The organism is Gemmiger formicilis (assembly GCF_016900095.1).
GTDB lineage: Bacteria > Bacillota > Clostridia > Oscillospirales > Ruminococcaceae > Gemmiger > Gemmiger formicilis_A.
Map to the genome: position 1 here is coordinate 54,536 of NZ_JACJJP010000009.1, position 17,059 is coordinate 71,594.

A 17,059-nucleotide genomic window follows, 5' to 3' on the forward strand; every position below is an offset into this window, starting at 1 on the left:
AGGCATCTGCAAGATGAGCTTTTCTCAGGATGTCAAGGCGGAGATTCTGCGCCGCAAGGTCACTCGGCCTTGTTGCTGTACGGCTGCAGCGTATGCGGTCGCCTGCTTTGGCAAGTATTTTGACGACCGTGGCATCGTTCTCCAGACCGAAACGGAAGGTGTGGCCACCTTTGCCCAGAAAATGTATGCCCGCTGTGGCATCAGCGGACAGATTCTGCGCAAGGAACGCACCGCCGGATCGGTTGTGTATGAATTCAGCGTCAAAGACCCGGATGAGGTCCGGAAAATGCTGACCCTGTTCGGCCATACCGGCCGCGAAACGGCCCTGCGCATCAAGCCCGGATGTTTCAAATGTCAGCAGTGCGTATCCCACTTTGTGGCAACGGCCTTTCTGTGCTGCGGTACCGCAACAGACCCTGAAAAAGGATACAATATCGAGTTTCTGTCCACCAGATACCAGCTCTCTCAACAACTGGAAGCCATTCTGGCGGAGCATGAATTTCATCCCCATCGTGCCTTGCGCAAGGGTGCTAACACGGTATACATCAAGGCCGGCGATCATATCGAAGACCTGTTGACTTTTATGGGGGCCGGTAATGCGGCCATGCGGATCATGGAACAGCGCATGTACAATGAAATGCGCAACAAAACCAACCGCCTGTCCAACTGCGAAACAGCAAACCTTGGAAAAAGTGTCCAGGCTGCGGTGCAGGTCCAGATGGCCATCCGGACACTGGAGGATGCCGGCGCTTTGGAAACGTTGCCGGAACCCCTGCGCACAACCGCCAAGCTGCGGATGCAGTACCCGGATTTGCCGCTGGCACGGCTGGCGGAAAAATTTGATCCCCCGGTCAGCAAGGCCGGATTGTCCCACCGCTTCAAGCGGATCCAGCAGGCTGCCCAACGCCTGAGCGGGGCGCCTGCATCCGAAGGAAAGGAACAACATGCCTGAGCAACCAAAACGTCAGTTTACCCACCTGCATCTTCATACCGAATACAGCCTGCTTGACGGCGCATGTCGGATTGACAAACTGTTCGACCGCGTGAAAGAGCTGGGCCAGACCGCCGTGGCCATCACCGACCACGGCGTTATGTATGGATGCGTACAATTTTATGATGCCGCCATCGCTGCCGGTATCCGCCCCATCATCGGCTGCGAAGTCTATGTGGCAACCCGCACCCGTTTTGACAAGGTAAACCGCATTGACGGCAACAACCACCTGGTTCTGCTGTGCAAGGACGAAACCGGTTATAAGAATCTGATTAAGTTGGTCAGCGCCGGATTTCTGGAAGGCTTTTATTCCAAGCCTCGCGTGGACAAGGATCTTCTGGAACAGCATCACGAAGGTTTGATCTGCCTGTCGGCCTGCCTGGCAGGGGAGGTGCCCCAGGCCATTCTGGCCGGGGATTATGAGCGGGCCAAACAAGTGGCGCTGTATTACCGGGATCTGTTCGGAGAAGGCAACTATTATATTGAGCTGCAGGACCACGGACTGGAGGAAGACAACATCGTTCTTCCGCAGCTGATCCGCTTGTCCCGGGAAACCGGCATTCCTCTGGTAGCTACCAACGACGCTCACTATCTGACGAGGGAAGACTCCAAGATGCAGAGTATTCTGCTGTGCATCCAGACAGGCAAAACCATTGCCGACGCCGACCGCATGGAATTCCAGACCGACGAATTCTATGTCAAGAGCACCGACGAGATGTATGATCTGTTCGCCATGGTACCGGAAGCCTGTGAAAACACGAACCGGATTGCGGAACAGTGTCATTTTGATTTTCACTACGGTGAAACCAAGCTGCCCTATTTCAAGGCTCCGGACGGCATGGAAAACCAGGACTACTTTGAAAAGCTGTGTTGGGACGGACTGGAACGACGGTATCCCGGCCATGTCACCCAGGAACTGCGGGATCGTCTTTCCTACGAAATCGGCGTCATTTCCAAGATGGGGTATACCAACTACTACCTCATCGTTTTCGATTTCATCAACTATGCCAAAAACAAAGGCATTCCGGTGGGGCCCGGCCGTGGCTCCGGTGCTGGCAGCCTGGCCGCGTACTGCGTGGGAATCACCGACATTGACCCCATTCGTTACAATCTCATTTTCGAGCGCTTCCTGAACCCGGAGCGCGTTTCCATGCCGGATTTTGACGTGGACTTCTGCTACGAACGCCGGCAGGAAGTCATTGATTACGTCAATGAAAAGTACGGCCGGGATCATGTGGCCCAGATTGTCACCTTCGGCACCATGGCGGCCCGGGCTGCCGTGCGGGATGTGGGCCGGGTCATGGGCATGTCCTACCAGGATGTGGACCGGGTGGCCAAGCTTATTCCCATGGAACTGAAGATGACCTTGCAGCATGCACTGGAAGTCTCGCCGGACCTGAAGAATCTGTATGAAGCCGATTCCCAGGTGCATGAGCTGATCGACACTTCCCTGAAAGTGGAAGGCATGCCCCGCCACGCCTCCACCCACGCTGCCGGTGTTGTCATTACCCGGGAAGCCGCCACCGAATATGTTCCGCTATCCACCAATGACGGTCTGCCTGTAACCCAGTTCAACATGACCGAGATTGAACGTCTAGGCCTGCTGAAAATGGACTTTCTGGGACTGCGTACCCTGACCGTGATTCATGATACGGAGGTGGCTGTCCAACGGCGGAATCCTTCTTTCACCCACGAATCTATCGATTACGATGACCAAGCCACCTACGCCATGCTCACCAACGGTGAGACCGAAGGGGTGTTCCAGCTGGAATCCACCGGCATGAAACAGGTGCTCACCGGCCTGAAGCCAAAAGACCTGGAAGATATCATTGCTTTGATTTCTTTGTATCGTCCCGGCCCCATGGATTCCATCCCCACCTATCTGCGCAACCGCCGCGAGCCGGACAAGATCAGCTATCGCACGCCCCAGCTTGCCCACATTCTGGACGTCACCAACGGATGCATCGTGTACCAGGAACAGGTCATGCAGATCTGCCGGGAACTGGCCGGGTTCAGCTTTGGCCAGGCGGATAACGTCCGCCGTGCTATGAGCAAAAAGAAGCACAAAGTGATGGAGGCTGAACGTGCCCACTTTGTGTACGGCTGCACCGACCCAGGCAAGGAGTGTCCGGGGTGTATTCACAACGGTATTTCGGAGGAAGCTGCCAACGCCATTTATGACGATATGAGCAGCTTTGCCTCCTATGCATTCAACAAATCCCACGCTGCCTGCTATGCCTATGTGGCCTTCCAAACGGCATACCTCAAATGCCATTATCCCCAGGAATTCATGGCCGCATTGCTGACCAGCGTGCTGGACAACACCTCCAAGGTGATTGAGTACTCCACCGAGTGCCAGCGTCTGGGAATCAAGGTGCTGCCGCCCGACATCAACATTTCCCGCGGCGGATTTACAGCCGACGGCAACAGCATCCGCTTCGGCCTGAACGCGGTAAAAAGTGTGGGCCGCAACCTGATTGACGGAGTCATCCGGGAAAGAAAGCTTCGTCCTTTCCGCAGTCTGTACGACTTCTGTAAGCGGATGCGCGGTGCGGAACTGAACCGCCGTGCACTGGAAAACCTGATCCGGGCAGGCGCTTTTGACGCGCTGGAACCCAGCCGTCACGGCATGATGCAGAGCGTGGAAGGCATTCTGAAAAGCGTAGAAACAGACGCTCGTCAAAATCTGGAAGGACAGCTGGACCTGTTCAGCGCCATGGCGGGGAACAGCGGGGATGCCGCCACAGACGATTACAAAGTGCCGGATCTGCCGGAATATCCCACTTCCGAGCTTCTCAAGATGGAGAAGGAAGTATCCGGTCTGTATCTGTCCGGACATCCTTTGGATGCCTACCGGGAAAAAATCATGCAGGTGTCCACCTGTATGATTTCCCAGTTGAGCGGGGACGATGCCAAGGAGTTCGACAACAAAACCGTGACGCTGCTGTGCACTGTAGTCAAAAGCAGAATCATGACCACCAAGTCCAACACCTTGATGGCGTTCACCACCGTGGAAGATCTGACCGGCACCATGGAACTGCTGGTGTTTCCCCGGGTGTTTTCCTCCTATCGTGCCTACCTGCAGGAAAATGCGGTGGTGGTGGTATCCGGCCGTGTCTCTTATAAAGAGGATGAGGGTACCCGGCTGGTGGCCGAACATATCGCCCCTGTGGATGAGTATGATCCTTCCCGAGGATTTGCCACCCCTGCCGGACAGTTTCCGGGGCAGGCCAGATCGGCCGATCCCCATAAAGTCATCGGGCTGTGGCTGCTCGTACCTTCGCGCAACAGCAGGGAAATGGCCAAAATCGAAAATCTTCTTCGGAATATCTTTGACGGCCCCACTCCGGTCTATTTCAAATTTGAAGATTCCGGCCAGCGCATGCGCGCCCCACAGAGCCTTTGGGCCAATGACGTTCCCATTTTGCGCAAGGAACTGCAGCGTATTCTGGGAGCGGACCATGTAAAAGAGCAAACGGCAAAATAAATCCATATCTTTTGCATGATTTATCCATAATTGGCGAGCCACACATATGGTATAATACTTTACGGGGGATTGTTACACCTTTAACACACGGTCGGGAAGGGCCGTGCCCCCGGTTGGCGGAAGATCCGCAAACGGAGCATAAAACGCCAAGCCTTTGATTTAACGGGAGGGAAATCTTATGGCTAAGGAGATTAAAACCATCGGCGTCCTGACGAGCGGCGGCGATGCGCCCGGTATGAACGCCGCTGTACGCGCAATCGTGCGTACCGGCATCACCCGCGGTTACCGCATGATGGGCATTCAGCGCGGCTATAATGGACTGATCAACGGTGAATGCTACGAGATGAATGTCCGCAGCGTGTCGGAGATCATCCACCGCGGCGGTACGATTCTGTACACTGCCCGCTGCCTGGAGTTCAAGACCAAAGAAGGTCAGGCCAAGGGTCTGGCCCGCTGCAAGGAGCTGGGAATCGATGCCCTTGTGGTCATCGGCGGCGACGGTTCCTTTATGGGCGCCCGGGCACTGGCCAATCAGGGCATTCCCTGCATCGGCATCCCCGGCACCATCGACAACGACATTGCCTGCAGTGAATATACCATCGGCTACGACACGGCCATGAACACGGCTGTGGAAGCCATCGACAAACTGCGCGACACCACGCAGAGCCATGACCGCTGCAGCGTGGTCGAGGTTATGGGCCATCACGCCGGGTACATTGCTTTGAATGTGGGCATCGCTACCGGCGCACTGGCTGTGTTGCTGCCCGAACGTCCCTTCGATTTTGAGCGGGACATCCTGCAGCGCATGCGCCAGACCCAGTTCACCGGCAAAAAACACTTCATTATCATTGTATCCGAAGGCGTCATCGGTGCCCAGGAACTGGCCAACCAGATTCAGGCTGCCACCGGTGTCGATTCCCGTGCAACGGTGCTGGGCCATATCCAGCGTGGCGGTTCTCCCACGGTTCGCGACCGCGTGAACGCTTCTCTGATGGGGTATCACGCCATCGACCTGCTGGACAAGGGCATCTACAACCGTGTTGTGGCCGTATCCGGCGGTAAGATCGTGGACTACGATGTCAACGTGGCGCTGTCCATGCACAAGACCATCGATCCCAGCGAGATTGAAGTGGCCAACTCCATTTCCATCTGATTGTTCGCATTTTTCACGAAGCCGGTGTTCTGCATCCGGCTTCGTCTTTTTGTGTGGCATGGCAGGGGAAGGCCCTGTTGCAACCCGTAAAGCACAATCCGGGCCGGATTTGTCATGTTTTTATAAAAAGCACTTGCAATCTTTTTGGCATTGTGGTATTATATTTCGGCAATACACACGCATTGCGTTGTTTTTTTGTGCCCAAACGGTCCATACTTGGGAACGGGAAGGTTAGAAAACAATCACGCGATGCGGAGGGTAAAACTAAATTTTTGGAGGAAAATTACTATGGCAGTCGTTTCTATGAAGCAGCTTCTCGAAGCCGGTGTCCACTTCGGTCACCAGACCCGTCGCTGGAACCCCAAGATGGCGAAGTACATCTTCACCGAGCGCAACGGCATCTACATCATCGATCTGCAGAAGACCGTGAAGAAGCTGGATGAGGCTTACAACTTCGTGCGTGACACTACCGCCAACGGCGGCGAAATCCTGTTCGTCGGCACCAAGAAGCAGGCTCAGGAGTCTATTCGTGATGAGGCTACCCGCTGCGGTATGCACTTTGTCAATGCTCGTTGGCTGGGCGGCATGCTGACCAACTTCCGCACCATTCGCAAGCGCATCGACCGCATGGAGCAGCTGAAGACCATGCAGGAAGACGGCACTTTCGATCTGCTGCCGAAGAAGGAAGTTGTCAAGCTGGAACTGGAGATGGAGAAGCTGGACAAGTACCTGGGCGGCGTCAAGGACATGAAGACCCTGCCGAAGGCTCTGTTCATCGTTGACCCCCACAAGGAGCGCATTGCCGTTTCTGAGGCCCGCAAGCTGCACATCCCCATCGTGGCCATTGTCGATACCAACTGCGATCCCGATGAGATCGATTACGTCATCCCCGGCAATGACGACGCTATCCGCGCTGTCAAGCTGATCTCTGCCGCCATGGCCGATGCCGCTCTGGAAGGCAAGCAGGGCGTGCAGGATGCTCCTGCCGCTGCCGAGACTGCCGAGGCTTGATCTGAAGCAGTACGATCCGATTCAACGCTGACTTTTTTCAAAGAAAGGACGATACGTTATGGCTATTTCTGCTAAGGACGTTATGGAACTGCGCAAGCAGACCGACTGCGGCATGATGGAGTGCAAAAAGGCTCTGACCCAGGCTGACGGCGACTTCGCCAAGGCCATTGAGATTCTGCGTGAGCAGGGCCTGGCCACCGCCACCAAGAAGGCTGGCCGCATTGCTGCCGAAGGCATGGTCTATGCCGTTTCTTATCCCAACTGCGCCGTTGTGGTCGAAGTGAATGCCGAGACCGACTTCGTTGCCAAGAACGATAAGTTCGTTGAGTTCACCAAGAACCTGGCCGACGTCATCGCCGAGTCCAACCCGGCCGACGTGGACGCTCTGATGGGCTGCAAGATGGGCGAAGGCACCGTTGACGATGCCCTGAAGGCCCTGATCCTGGTCATCAAGGAGAACATCAAGGTCCGTCGTTTTGCCCGCTATGAGGGCCATTGCGCCGCTTACGTCCACGGCGGCGGCACCCACGGCGTTATCGTGAAGTTCGACACCTCCGATGAAGTGGCTGCCAAGGAAGGCTTTGCTGCTTTCGGCAAGGATATCGCCATGCAGGTTGCAGCTGCCAACCCCAGCTACCTGAACGAGGCTGCTGTGCCGGCTTCCGTCATTGACAAGGAGAAGGAGATCATCCTGGCCCAGATGGCCAACGATCCCAAGACCGCCAACAAGCCCGATGCCATCAAGGAAAAGATGGCCATCGGCAAGCTGGGCAAGTTCTACAAGGAGAACTGCCTGGTGGATCAGGCTTTCATCAAGGACGGCAACATGGACGTCAACAAGTATGTTGCTGCCACCGCCAAGGAGCTGGGCGGCGATATCAAGATCGTCGAGTACACCCACTTCATCAAGGGCGAGGGCCTGGAAAAGCGCAACGAGGACTTTGCTGCCGAAGTTGCTGCTGCTATCAAGGGCTGATTTTGTGTCCAGGGGCAAATTAAATTGTCACAGAAGCAAAAATAATTTGTCATAAAACGCATATAGAAGAGTAGTGTAGAGGTTTTTCCTCGCACTACTCTTTTTTTGTTTGTCAGAAAGGGGAGGGGACCAAAGTTCTTCAAATACTCCGATACCCAGCCCGCGCCGCCTTTCATGGGTGAGCGGGAAACGCATCGGATAAGGTAGAATAAGTTTCGCAAATTGAAAAGTAAATAAAAAGAGACATGGTTTGCAGATCTCTGTTAGAATGAAGTTGCGACACCACCATTCGAAAGGAGACAGCAAACCATGCCTGAAAAGATTGTACAGCTAAACGAGGAAGTTATCAAGGGGCAGCTCAAGGAACTCGTGCGAGGCAGTGTAGAAGAGACGCTCAATGAGCTGCTGGAGGCAGAGGCCAACAAGCTGACCCAAGCTGCCCGGTATGAGCGCAATGAGCAGCGCCAAGGCTACCGCAGTGGCCACTACAACCGTAATCTCACTACCACTTCCGGAGACGTCACACTCAAGGTGCCCAAGCTCAAGGGAATCTCCTTTGAGACCGCCATCATTGAGCGGTATCGCCGCCGTGAAAGCAGCGTGGAAGAAGCTCTCATTGAGATGTATCTGGCAGGCGTATCCGTCCGGCGCGTGGAGGATATTACCGAGGCCCTGTGGGGCAGCAAGGTGTCGCCATCCACCATTAGCGAGCTGAACAAGAAAGCGTATGTTCACATTGAGGATTGGCGGAACCGCCCTTTGCAAGGAGGACGGTATCCGTATGTCTATGTGGATGGAATCTACCTGCGCCGCAACTGGGGTGGAGAGTTCGAAAATGTAGCTATTCTGGTAGCCATTGCGGTCAACGAGGATGGCTACCGTGAGGTTCTTGGTGCAGCCGAGGGCATGAAAGAAGACAAGGCCAGTTGGGTCAATTTCTTTCAGTGGCTCCGCGGCCGTGGTCTGGATGGGGTTAAATTGGTGGTTGGTGACAAGTGCCTTGGTATGCTGGAAGCAGTGGGTGAAGTGTTTCCCGAGGCCAAATACCAACGGTGTACAGTCCACTTTTACCGGAACGTATTTGCTGTTACACCGCGCTCCAAGGCAAAGCTGGTGGGCAAGATGCTCAAAGCGATCCACGCCCAAGAAAGCAAGAAAGCTGCCCGCGAGAGGGCCAAAGCCGTGGTAGAGGAACTGCGCTCTATGAAACTGAAAGAAGCAGCCAAGAAGGTGGAGGACGGCATCGAAGAAACGCTGACCTACTGCGATTTTCCCAGCGAACACTGGACCCGTATCCGCACCAACAATGTCATTGAACGGCTGAACCGGGAAATCCGCCGCCGCACTCGCGTGGTGGGTAGTTTTCCGGACGGCAATTCCGCCCTTATGCTGGTTTGTGCCCGGCTACGCCATGTGGCAGGTACTCAGTGGGGCAACAAAAAGTACATGAACATGAAGCACTTGGAGGCGGCCATTGAGGATGCCTCTATTGCTGGCTGACCTCATTTATTCCAGAGACTGCAAACTAAATTTGCGAAAGAATGTTGACACTACCACGCATCGGAAGCCGCAATTATTCATCGACTAATCGTTAATTATTCTCTTCGAGGAACGACAACAAAGCTCTTCATCTATCCCAATCATTCCTTAAAATCCCCGCCGGGAGGCCCCATCCACCCCCAGCAGCCGGCGCCTCCCACCAGGCGCTCCCTACATATTTCTCGCTCTGCTCACGAGCGATTCAAACCTCTTCATCCTTCTTCTTTTTCCCCCTTCTTTGACAAATTAACACGCACTTCGTGACAAATTATGTTGCCCCTAAACATTTACGCGGCTATATAACTAAAAAGAGAGGCACAAAAATGTGCCTCTCTTTTTCTTTGCAACCCGTCTGATCAGCCAGCAGGGGAGTGCCCACTTGTCGGGATTCAGAAAATAAAAAGAGGAGTGCCCAGCAGTAAAGCGGACACTCCTCTTTCATGACTTTTTATTCCTGCGGGCGGAATACCAGTGTCCCGTCATCTTCCATCCGGTCCACAATGGCCAGACTGGCCAGCTTGTAGCCCTCGTCGCGCAGCTCCTGGCCGCCGTTCTGGAAGCCCTTTTCGATGCAGACGCCAATGCCGACAACGGTGGCACCAGCCTGCTTGCACACATCGAGAAGACCGCGCATGGCCTTGCCGTTGGCGAGGAAGTCATCCAGAATCAGAACCCGATCTTCAGGGCCCAGGAACTTTTTGGCCAGGGTGATTTCATACTCCTTGCCATATGTATAAGACTGAACTTTGGAAGTAAACACATCGCCGTCAATATTTTTGCTCTTTGCTTTTTTGGCAAAAACCACAGGCACATCAAAATGCCGCGCGGTCATGCAGGCAATGGCGATGCCGGAAGCCTCAATGGTCAGAATCTTGTTGACGCCCTCTTTGCCGAAAATCCGTTTGAACTCGGCACCGATTTCGTCCAAAAGCTCCACATCCAGCTGATGATTCAGGAAGCAGTCCACTTTGAGCACGTTGCCCGGGCGTACCTGTCCATCCTTTCGAATACGTTCTTCCAATAATTTCATCGAACTTTCTATACCCCTTTCATCCTATTGTTACTATTATGCCGAATCCCGACACATTTTGCAATCCTTTTACAAGAAAAAAGAGAAATCCTATAAGCAAGACGACGAAATGTTAAACTTTTGTAATCGTTCTTTGTGAGAAACGACTAATAAAATGAAAAATATGTAAATAAACTATGTCGATTTAATACATTGAAGAATCTGATAGGGAAGACTATAATACCTTTATATAACGACGTCGGGCATGTGCGGCCCCGCCTGCAAGAAATTGCGGCAGACGTCGTGAAGTATTAGGAGGGAAATATCTATGAAAAAGCTTATCAGTGCAGCTTTGGCTTCCGCCATGGTTCTGAGCCTGGCAGCCTGTGGCGCCACCGGTGACAGCAACGGTTCTTCCGCTGCCGCCAGCACCGGCGATGCAGCCGCTACCGCCGAGGCTTCCAATGCCGACGGCAGCACCCCCATCAAACTGGGCGGCATCGGCCCCACCACCGGATCCGCTGCCAGCTACGGCATTGCCGTTATGCAAGGCGAGCAGTTGGCTGTTGACGAAATCAACGCTGCCGCCGGCAAGACCGTCTTCGAACTCAAGTTTGAGGATGACGAGCATGATGCCGAAAAGTCCATGAATGCTTACAACACCCTGAAGGACTGGGGCATGCAGGTTCTGCTGGGCACTGTCACTTCTACCCCCAGCCTTTCCGTTGCGGGCGAAGCCGTTAATGACAATATGTTCATGCTGACGCCTTCCGCTTCCGCTGTGGATGTGGTGGAGACCGGCGACAACGTCTTCCAGATGTGCTTCACCGACCCCAACCAGGGCATTGTTTCCGCCGATTACATTGCTGAGAAGGGCCTGGGCACCAAGATCGGTGTTATCTACGATTCTTCCGATGCTTATTCCATGGGTATCTATAACGCTTTTGCCGAGGAAGCCGCAGCCAAGGGCCTGGAAGTGGTGACCGCTGAAGCTTTTACCAGCGATAACAAGAGCGACCTGTCCACCCAGGTTGCCAAGTGCCAGGATGCCGGTGCCGATCTGGTTTTCCTGCCCATCTACTACAACGAAGCTTCCCAGATTCTGATTGCCGCCGACAAGGTCGGTTATAAGCCCACCTTCTTTGGCTGCGACGGTATGGACGGCATCCTGACCATCGAAGGCTTTGATACCTCTCTGGCAGAAGGCCTGATGCTGCTGTGCCCCTTCTCCGCCACCGCTACCGACGAAACCACCCAGAAGTTTGTTTCTGCTTATGAAGCCGCTTACAATGAAACCCCGATCCAGTTTGCGGCTGATGCTTATGACTGCGTTTACGCCATTTATCAGTGCGTGCAGAACGGCAGCATCAACGGCGATATGAGCTTCAGCGATATGTGCGAGGCTCTGAAGACTGAATTCACCACCATGACTTTCAACGGCACCACCGGTGAGGGCCAGACCTGGGCCGCTGACGGTACCGTCAACAAGCCTCCGCGTGTGTACGTTGTCCATGACGGTGCTTATCAGACCGCTGAATAATTTCGGTGGCGGTTCTGTTACCTGAAAAGCGAAATGTTTTGCCAAAGGGGGCTGTCCGAATTTTGGTTCGGCAGCCCTCTTTGTCTTTTTTTGGTTCCTGTGGGAACCCGGATGCCCTGGCGGCCAAAATTATTGTCTGCAAACGGCATCTATGGTAAAATGGTGTCGTGACCGTGCTTCTTGACACGGCGGGCAATCGTTTTAAGATTTGAGGTGTATTAAAGGATGCAATTTTTGTCCTACCTGATCAACGGCATCAGCCTGGGCAGTGTGTACGCTCTGATTGCACTGGGCTACACAATGGTGTACGGCATCGCCAAGATGCTGAACTTTGCCCATGGCGATGTCATCATGATCGGCAGTTATGTGGTTTTCTTTACCTTCGGTTCCTTCGGCTGGAACCCGGCCGCTGCCATTATTCTGTCCATGATCGTCTGCACTGTGCTGGGCGTTCTGGTGGAGCGTGTGGCCTATCGTCCTCTTCGGGAAGCCCCTTCTCTGGCTGTTCTGATTACGGCCATCGGTGTAAGCTATCTGCTTCAGCAGGTAGCCCAGCTGATGTGGACATCCAACCCCAAGAGTTTCCCGTCTGTTGTGGCCAATTCTTCCATTTTCAAGCCGCTGCGTCTGTTTGACGGGCAGCTGACCATTTCGGCCGAGACCATCGTAACCATTCTGGCCTGCATCGTCATTATGGTGGCCTTGCTGTATTTCATCAACCACACCTCCGCCGGCCATGCCATGCAGGCCGTCAGCGAGGACCGCGGCGCTGCTCAGCTGATGGGCGTCAACGTAAACGCCACCATCTCCCTGACCTTTGCCATCGGTTCTGCTCTGGCCGCCGTTGCCGGTGCACTGCTGTGCTCCTCCTATCCGACCTTGCAGCCCACCACCGGTGCCATGCCCGGCATCAAAGCCTTTGTGGCAGCCGTTTTCGGCGGCATCGGCTCCATTCCCGGCGCCTTCCTGGGCGGCGTTCTGCTGGGTGTGATTGAGAACCTGAGCAAAGCCTACATTTCCACCCAGTTGTCCGATGCCATCGTGTTCCTGGTTCTGATCATCGTCTTGCTTGTCAAGCCCACCGGCTTGCTGGGCAAGAAGGTCAATGTCAAGGTATAAAGGAGGGGTGAGGATGTTTCGCTTGAAAAATATGCGTAAAACGACCAAAAACAATCTCATCACCTTTGGCATCGTGATCGGGTTTTATGTGGTCATTCAGATCCTGTCCGCCATGGGGCTTCTGACCAGTTCTTTGTCCGGTCAGCTGGTTCCCATCTGCGCTTATGTGATCCTGGCTATCTCGCTGAACCTGACAGTGGGCATTCTGGGCGAACTGAGTCTGGGCCATGCCGGCTTCATGAGTGTCGGCGCGTTTTCCGGTACCATCATCTGGACTGTTTTGTACGGACAAGTGCCCAACTGGCTGGGGCTGGTACTTTCCTTTGTTGTGGGCGGCGTGGTTGCCGGTTTGTTCGGCTTTATTGTCGGCGTGCCGGTTCTTCGCCTGTCCGGCGACTACCTGGCCATCGTCACCCTGGCTTTCGGTGAAATTGTCAAGAACGTCATGAACGCCTGCTACCTGGGGTATGATTCCACTGGCCTTCATATCTCTTTCAAGGACGCCGCTTCCATGAACATGGATCCTTCCGGCACCACGCTGATCAACGGCGCCATGGGCATCACCGGTATCAAGAAAGCCTCCACCTTTACCATCGGTATTGTATTGGTGATCCTGACTTTGCTAGTGATCCTCAACCTGATCAATTCCCGCGCCGGCCGTGCCATTGAATCCATCCGCGACAACGAGATTGCAGCCCGCAGTGTCGGCATCAACATCACCAAATATAAGCTGATGGCTTTTATTACTTCTGCCGTTTTTGCCGGTATTGCCGGTGTGCTGTATTCTCTGAACTACTCTTCTCTGGTTGCCAAGAAGTTCGACTACAACACCTCCATCCTGATTCTCGTATTTGTGGTGCTGGGCGGTATCGGCAATATCCGCGGTTCGGTCATTGCGGCTGCTCTGTTGACCGTACTGCCTGAACTGCTGCGCGCTGTCAATGACTACCGCATGCTGATCTATGCCATCGTTCTGATTGTGGTGATGATCTTCAGCCAGAGCCCTCAGGTCGTAGCCTGGCGCAAGCGTGTTATGGACGGTTTCCGCAGTCGGTTCAATCCATCCAAGGCTAAGGAGGTGCAATGATGGCACTGCTGGAAGTAAGTAACCTGGGCATTGCCTTCGGCGGCCTGCAGGCGGTTGCGCAGTTGGACCTGAAAATCGAAAAGGGACATCTGTATGGTCTGATCGGCCCCAACGGCGCCGGCAAGACCACCGTGTTCAATATGCTGACCGGTGTATATACCCCCACCGAGGGCAATATCGTGCTGGACGGCAAGGACATCACGGGCAAAAGCCCGGATCTGATCAGCAAGGCGGGTGTGGCCCGTACCTTCCAGAACATCCGCCTGTTCAGCGACATGACGGTCCTGGACAACGTGAAGGTAGCCCTGCACAACCAGATTCGCTACAGCATGTGGACCGGCATACTGCGCCTTCCTTCCTACAAGGAGAAGGAACACCAGATGGACCGCGAAGCCCTTCGGCTGCTGAAAATCTTTGATTTGGACGGCGAAGCTTCCCTCAAGGCATCTCAGCTGCCTTATGGCAAACAGCGCAAGCTGGAAATTGCCCGCGCCCTGGCCACCAATCCGAAACTGCTGTTGCTGGACGAGCCCGCTGCCGGCATGAACCCCAACGAAACTGCAGAGTTGATGAACACCGTGCGCAGTGTTCGCGATCAGTTCGGCATTGCCATTCTGTTGATCGAGCACGACATGAACTTTGTCATGGGCATCTGTGAAGAAATCACGGTGCTGGACTACGGCCGCGTGATTGCCCATGGCGACGGTAAATCCATCCGCAACAACCCCAAGGTAATTGCGGCATATCTGGGAGGTGACTAACGATGGGGGAAATGCTCGCTGTCAAGAACATCAACGTATTTTACGGCTCCATTCATGCCATTCGCGACGTCTCTTTCCACGTGGATGAAGGGGAAATTGTCACTCTGATCGGTGCCAACGGCGCCGGCAAAACCACCACCATGCATGCTATCTCCGGCCTGCTCAAACCCAAAAGCGGTGAGATTGTATACTGTGGTCAAACCATCAGCCGGATGGAAGCCCACAAGATCATCCGCCTGGGTTTGGCACAGGTTCCGGAAGGCCGCCGTGTGTTCAGCGGTCTGACCGTGCAGCAGAACCTGCAGATGGGCGCTTATACCCGTCGTGACGGCAAGGATGCCATCCAATCCGATTTTGACATGGTATATGACCTGCTTCCGCGGCTGAAGGAACGCCGCAGCCAGCCGGCCGGCACCCTTTCCGGCGGCGAACAGCAGATGCTGGCCATCGGCCGCGCACTGATGTGCCGCCCGAAGATGCTGCTGCTGGACGAACCTTCCATGGGTCTGTCTCCGCTGCTGGTCAAGGAAATTTTCAAGATTATCCGCGACGTCAACCGCAACGGCGTAACCGTGCTGCTGGTGGAACAGAACGCCAAGATGGCGCTGGAAATCGCCAACCGTGCCTACGTGCTGGAAACCGGCACCATCAAGATGGAAGGGGAGGCCACTGAGCTGGCCAACAACATCGAAGTGCGCAAGGCCTATCTGGGCGCCCAGTAACCAATATTCCCACAAAAAAACAAGGACCTTCCTGTACGGGAAAAATCCGTCTGGAAGGTCCTTTCTGTTTTTCTTGATGACCGGTTTAGCGGGCTGCCGCCGGTGGGCGGTCATTGTCCGACAGCGGCTGGGTGAGTCCTTCCAGGAAGGACATGTAGATCTGACTGCCGCGCGCTATGAATCGGTTCTTGACCTCTTCTGCTGTCATTGCGTCCGGCATTGCCAATTCCAACCGGAAACTTTCCGGTTGGCCTTCGTCGCGGATCATGCACACCACCCGATACCCATTGGCATCATGCTCCACGGTTGCGTGATTCTGCGCTGCGCGGTGAGCCCAGCTTTGCAGGCGAATCACCGCGAGAATGGCGCTTTCTCGCACACTGCGTGGGAGGTCGTATCCCAGGGTTTCGGCCACATTGGCTCCCTTTTGGGTAATCTTGTATCCTTTATCCTCGATGGTCACCAGTTTTTGGTGTTCCAGTTCGCCCAAAGCATTGGCAAATTCAAAGTAATTGACCAGCTCTTCCTGCAGCAAGGCGCCTTCCAGGGTCTCACGGGTGACGGGACCGGCAGTTTTGATGAGATAACACAAAAGGATGCGGATCTCGGTGCTGTTGGTCAGTCCGCCGGGCTTGACCCCTGCGGTAAACACGTCCGCCATGGCAATCACTTCCTGTTCATTGTATTCCTGATACTTATTATAACGCAAGTATCCGGGTGTGACAAGCGCGCTCTTGCGCCTGATCCGGCATTAAAAAACCGTTTCGATCTGTTTGCGGCTTTGCGGCGTAGAGTAGGTCCAGCGCCGGATCCGGCCACGGGTGACAAAGTAGTGGGGTTCAAATCGCATGGGCTGGCTCAATGTTTTGTTGACCACCACCAACTTGATCTTCATTTTGTCCGGCAGAATGCTTTTGATGTACACGCTGACGGCCTGGCCGGCATGCAAGGTTTTATCAGGCTCAGCCAGCCCGGCCAGATTGGGTGCAATCTCAATGAATACACCGTATTCTTCCACACTGCGCACAATTCCCACCACTGTTTCACCGGCCGCAAAACAGGCTGCGTTTTCGCTCCATGTGCCCAGCAATTCCCGCAAGGTCAGCACGATCCTTCCCTGCACATCCCGGCTTTTTACGGCACACAGCAACTGCTGGCCTACCTGCACGCGGTCAGCAGGACTGGATATGCGGGAAACAGACAGACAATCAATGGGCAGCAACGCCGAAATGCCGCAGCCCACATCACAGAATGCGCCGAAATTTTCAATATGGGTCACCGTGCAGGGAATCACGCTGCCGTTTTCCAGCAGATCCAGGTAATTTTTCCGGCAGGCATGCTGGGCTTTTGCCCGGGAAAGCAGATAGGCGGTTTCGCCGTCCTCCTGGGTGCTTCCGGTAATCACGAAGCAGGTGGGCCGTCCCACACGGGTCAGAACGGCGATGTCCTTGATCGGTTCCCCGGGCTGTACATCCAGACACTCCTCAAAGGGCATAATACCGCGCCTGCCACAGATTTCAAAGCGCAGGCGGTGCGCCGTATCAAACGCCAGTGCTGTGCTCTGCAGCACTTCTCCCGTCTGACGGCAGCGTTCCAGTTCTTCCGGGGTAAGATGGTTGGCATTGCGGCAAAGGCCTTCGGCACGATATTCAAGCATTTGTTTG

At 54.5% G+C, this 17,059-nt stretch carries 14 protein-coding genes; 11 read left to right on the forward strand and 3 right to left on the reverse strand.

Annotated elements, in window-relative coordinates; all coding sequences use genetic code 11:
• The first annotated feature begins 13 nt into the window (after positions 1-13).
• The 6 genes from whiA to H6B15_RS06120 all read left to right on the forward strand — a co-directional run bounded on the left by whiA (position 14) and on the right by H6B15_RS06120 (position 9,118).
• Positions 14-952, forward strand: a complete 939-nt coding sequence (whiA, locus tag H6B15_RS06095; protein ID WP_204647107.1) for a DNA-binding protein WhiA — start codon at positions 14-16, stop codon at positions 950-952.
• Positions 945-4,478 (forward strand): DNA polymerase III subunit alpha, encoded by a 3,534-nt coding sequence (locus tag H6B15_RS06100; RefSeq protein WP_204647108.1) that lies wholly within the window; start codon positions 945-947, stop codon positions 4,476-4,478. Before whiA ends, H6B15_RS06100 begins: the two co-directional genes overlap by 8 nt.
• 178 nt (positions 4,479-4,656) lie before the next feature.
• Positions 4,657-5,631, forward strand: a complete 975-nt coding sequence (pfkA, locus tag H6B15_RS06105; RefSeq protein ID WP_204647109.1) for a 6-phosphofructokinase — start codon at positions 4,657-4,659, stop codon at positions 5,629-5,631.
• A gap of 288 nt (positions 5,632-5,919) precedes the next feature.
• Entirely contained in the window at positions 5,920-6,642 is a 723-nt protein-coding gene (rpsB, locus tag H6B15_RS06110) for a 30S ribosomal protein S2 (protein ID WP_204647110.1), read from the forward strand.
• A gap of 58 nt (positions 6,643-6,700) precedes the next feature.
• Complete coding sequence (gene tsf, locus H6B15_RS06115) at positions 6,701-7,618, forward strand: translation elongation factor Ts (RefSeq protein WP_204647111.1); 918 nt, start codon at positions 6,701-6,703, stop codon at positions 7,616-7,618.
• Between the two features lie 309 nt (positions 7,619-7,927).
• The gene (locus H6B15_RS06120; protein WP_204647112.1) at positions 7,928-9,118 is read left to right on the forward strand and encodes an IS256 family transposase; all 1,191 of its coding nucleotides are present in this window, start codon (positions 7,928-7,930) and stop codon (positions 9,116-9,118) included.
• A 487-nt stretch (positions 9,119-9,605) separates the two neighbouring features.
• Here H6B15_RS06120 and H6B15_RS06125 read toward each other — a convergent pair whose 3' ends face one another.
• On the reverse strand, positions 9,606-10,187 hold the full coding sequence (locus H6B15_RS06125) for a xanthine phosphoribosyltransferase (RefSeq protein ID WP_204647113.1): 582 nt from the start codon (positions 10,185-10,187) through the stop codon (positions 9,606-9,608).
• A gap of 307 nt (positions 10,188-10,494) precedes the next feature.
• Between H6B15_RS06125 and H6B15_RS06130 the strand changes: the two genes are divergently transcribed.
• The 5 genes from H6B15_RS06130 to H6B15_RS06150 all read left to right on the forward strand — a co-directional run bounded on the left by H6B15_RS06130 (position 10,495) and on the right by H6B15_RS06150 (position 15,395).
• Entirely contained in the window at positions 10,495-11,706 is a 1,212-nt protein-coding gene (locus H6B15_RS06130) for an ABC transporter substrate-binding protein (protein WP_204647114.1), read from the forward strand.
• 225 nt (positions 11,707-11,931) lie between these two features.
• The gene (locus H6B15_RS06135; RefSeq protein WP_204647115.1) at positions 11,932-12,825 is read left to right on the forward strand and encodes a branched-chain amino acid ABC transporter permease; all 894 of its coding nucleotides are present in this window, start codon (positions 11,932-11,934) and stop codon (positions 12,823-12,825) included.
• A gap of 31 nt (positions 12,826-12,856) precedes the next feature.
• Entirely contained in the window at positions 12,857-13,912 is a 1,056-nt protein-coding gene (locus tag H6B15_RS06140; protein ID WP_243424311.1) for a branched-chain amino acid ABC transporter permease, read from the forward strand.
• Positions 13,912-14,673 carry an ABC transporter ATP-binding protein gene (locus H6B15_RS06145; RefSeq protein WP_204647117.1) on the forward strand — a complete coding sequence of 254 codons (762 nt, stop codon included), beginning with the start codon at positions 13,912-13,914 and terminating at the stop codon, positions 14,671-14,673. The genes H6B15_RS06140 and H6B15_RS06145 overlap by 1 nt, the downstream gene beginning before the upstream one ends.
• 2 nt (positions 14,674-14,675) lie before the next feature.
• Positions 14,676-15,395 carry an ABC transporter ATP-binding protein gene (locus tag H6B15_RS06150; protein ID WP_204647118.1) on the forward strand — a complete coding sequence of 240 codons (720 nt, stop codon included), beginning with the start codon at positions 14,676-14,678 and terminating at the stop codon, positions 15,393-15,395.
• Between the two features lie 85 nt (positions 15,396-15,480).
• Here the strand turns inward: H6B15_RS06150 and H6B15_RS06155 are convergent, their stop codons facing one another.
• Together H6B15_RS06155 and H6B15_RS06160 are read right to left on the reverse strand one after the other, a co-directional pair.
• On the reverse strand, positions 15,481-16,104 hold the full coding sequence (locus H6B15_RS06155) for a DUF4364 family protein (RefSeq protein ID WP_243424312.1): 624 nt from the start codon (positions 16,102-16,104) through the stop codon (positions 15,481-15,483).
• Positions 16,105-16,146: 42 nt separating this feature from the next.
• Entirely contained in the window at positions 16,147-17,052 is a 906-nt protein-coding gene (locus tag H6B15_RS06160; protein WP_204647119.1) for a S1 RNA-binding domain-containing protein, read from the reverse strand.
• Positions 17,053-17,059 lie beyond the last annotated feature (7 nt).

Coding starts and splice junctions, on each gene's coding strand:
- whiA (WP_204647107.1), top strand. CDS start 14: ATGAGCTTTTCTCAGGATGTCAAGGCGGAGATTCTGCGCCGCAAGGTC.
- H6B15_RS06100 (WP_204647108.1), top strand. CDS start 945: ATGCCTGAGCAACCAAAACGTCAGTTTACCCACCTGCATCTTCATACC.
- pfkA (WP_204647109.1), top strand. CDS start 4,657: ATGGCTAAGGAGATTAAAACCATCGGCGTCCTGACGAGCGGCGGCGAT.
- rpsB (WP_204647110.1), top strand. CDS start 5,920: ATGGCAGTCGTTTCTATGAAGCAGCTTCTCGAAGCCGGTGTCCACTTC.
- tsf (WP_204647111.1), top strand. CDS start 6,701: ATGGCTATTTCTGCTAAGGACGTTATGGAACTGCGCAAGCAGACCGAC.
- H6B15_RS06120 (WP_204647112.1), top strand. CDS start 7,928: ATGCCTGAAAAGATTGTACAGCTAAACGAGGAAGTTATCAAGGGGCAG.
- H6B15_RS06125 (WP_204647113.1), bottom strand. CDS start 10,187: ATGAAATTATTGGAAGAACGTATTCGAAAGGATGGACAGGTACGCCCG.
- H6B15_RS06130 (WP_204647114.1), top strand. CDS start 10,495: ATGAAAAAGCTTATCAGTGCAGCTTTGGCTTCCGCCATGGTTCTGAGC.
- H6B15_RS06135 (WP_204647115.1), top strand. CDS start 11,932: ATGCAATTTTTGTCCTACCTGATCAACGGCATCAGCCTGGGCAGTGTG.
- H6B15_RS06140 (WP_243424311.1), top strand. CDS start 12,857: ATGCGTAAAACGACCAAAAACAATCTCATCACCTTTGGCATCGTGATC.
- H6B15_RS06145 (WP_204647117.1), top strand. CDS start 13,912: ATGGCACTGCTGGAAGTAAGTAACCTGGGCATTGCCTTCGGCGGCCTG.
- H6B15_RS06150 (WP_204647118.1), top strand. CDS start 14,676: ATGGGGGAAATGCTCGCTGTCAAGAACATCAACGTATTTTACGGCTCC.
- H6B15_RS06160 (WP_204647119.1), bottom strand. CDS start 17,052: ATGCTTGAATATCGTGCCGAAGGCCTTTGCCGCAATGCCAACCATCTT.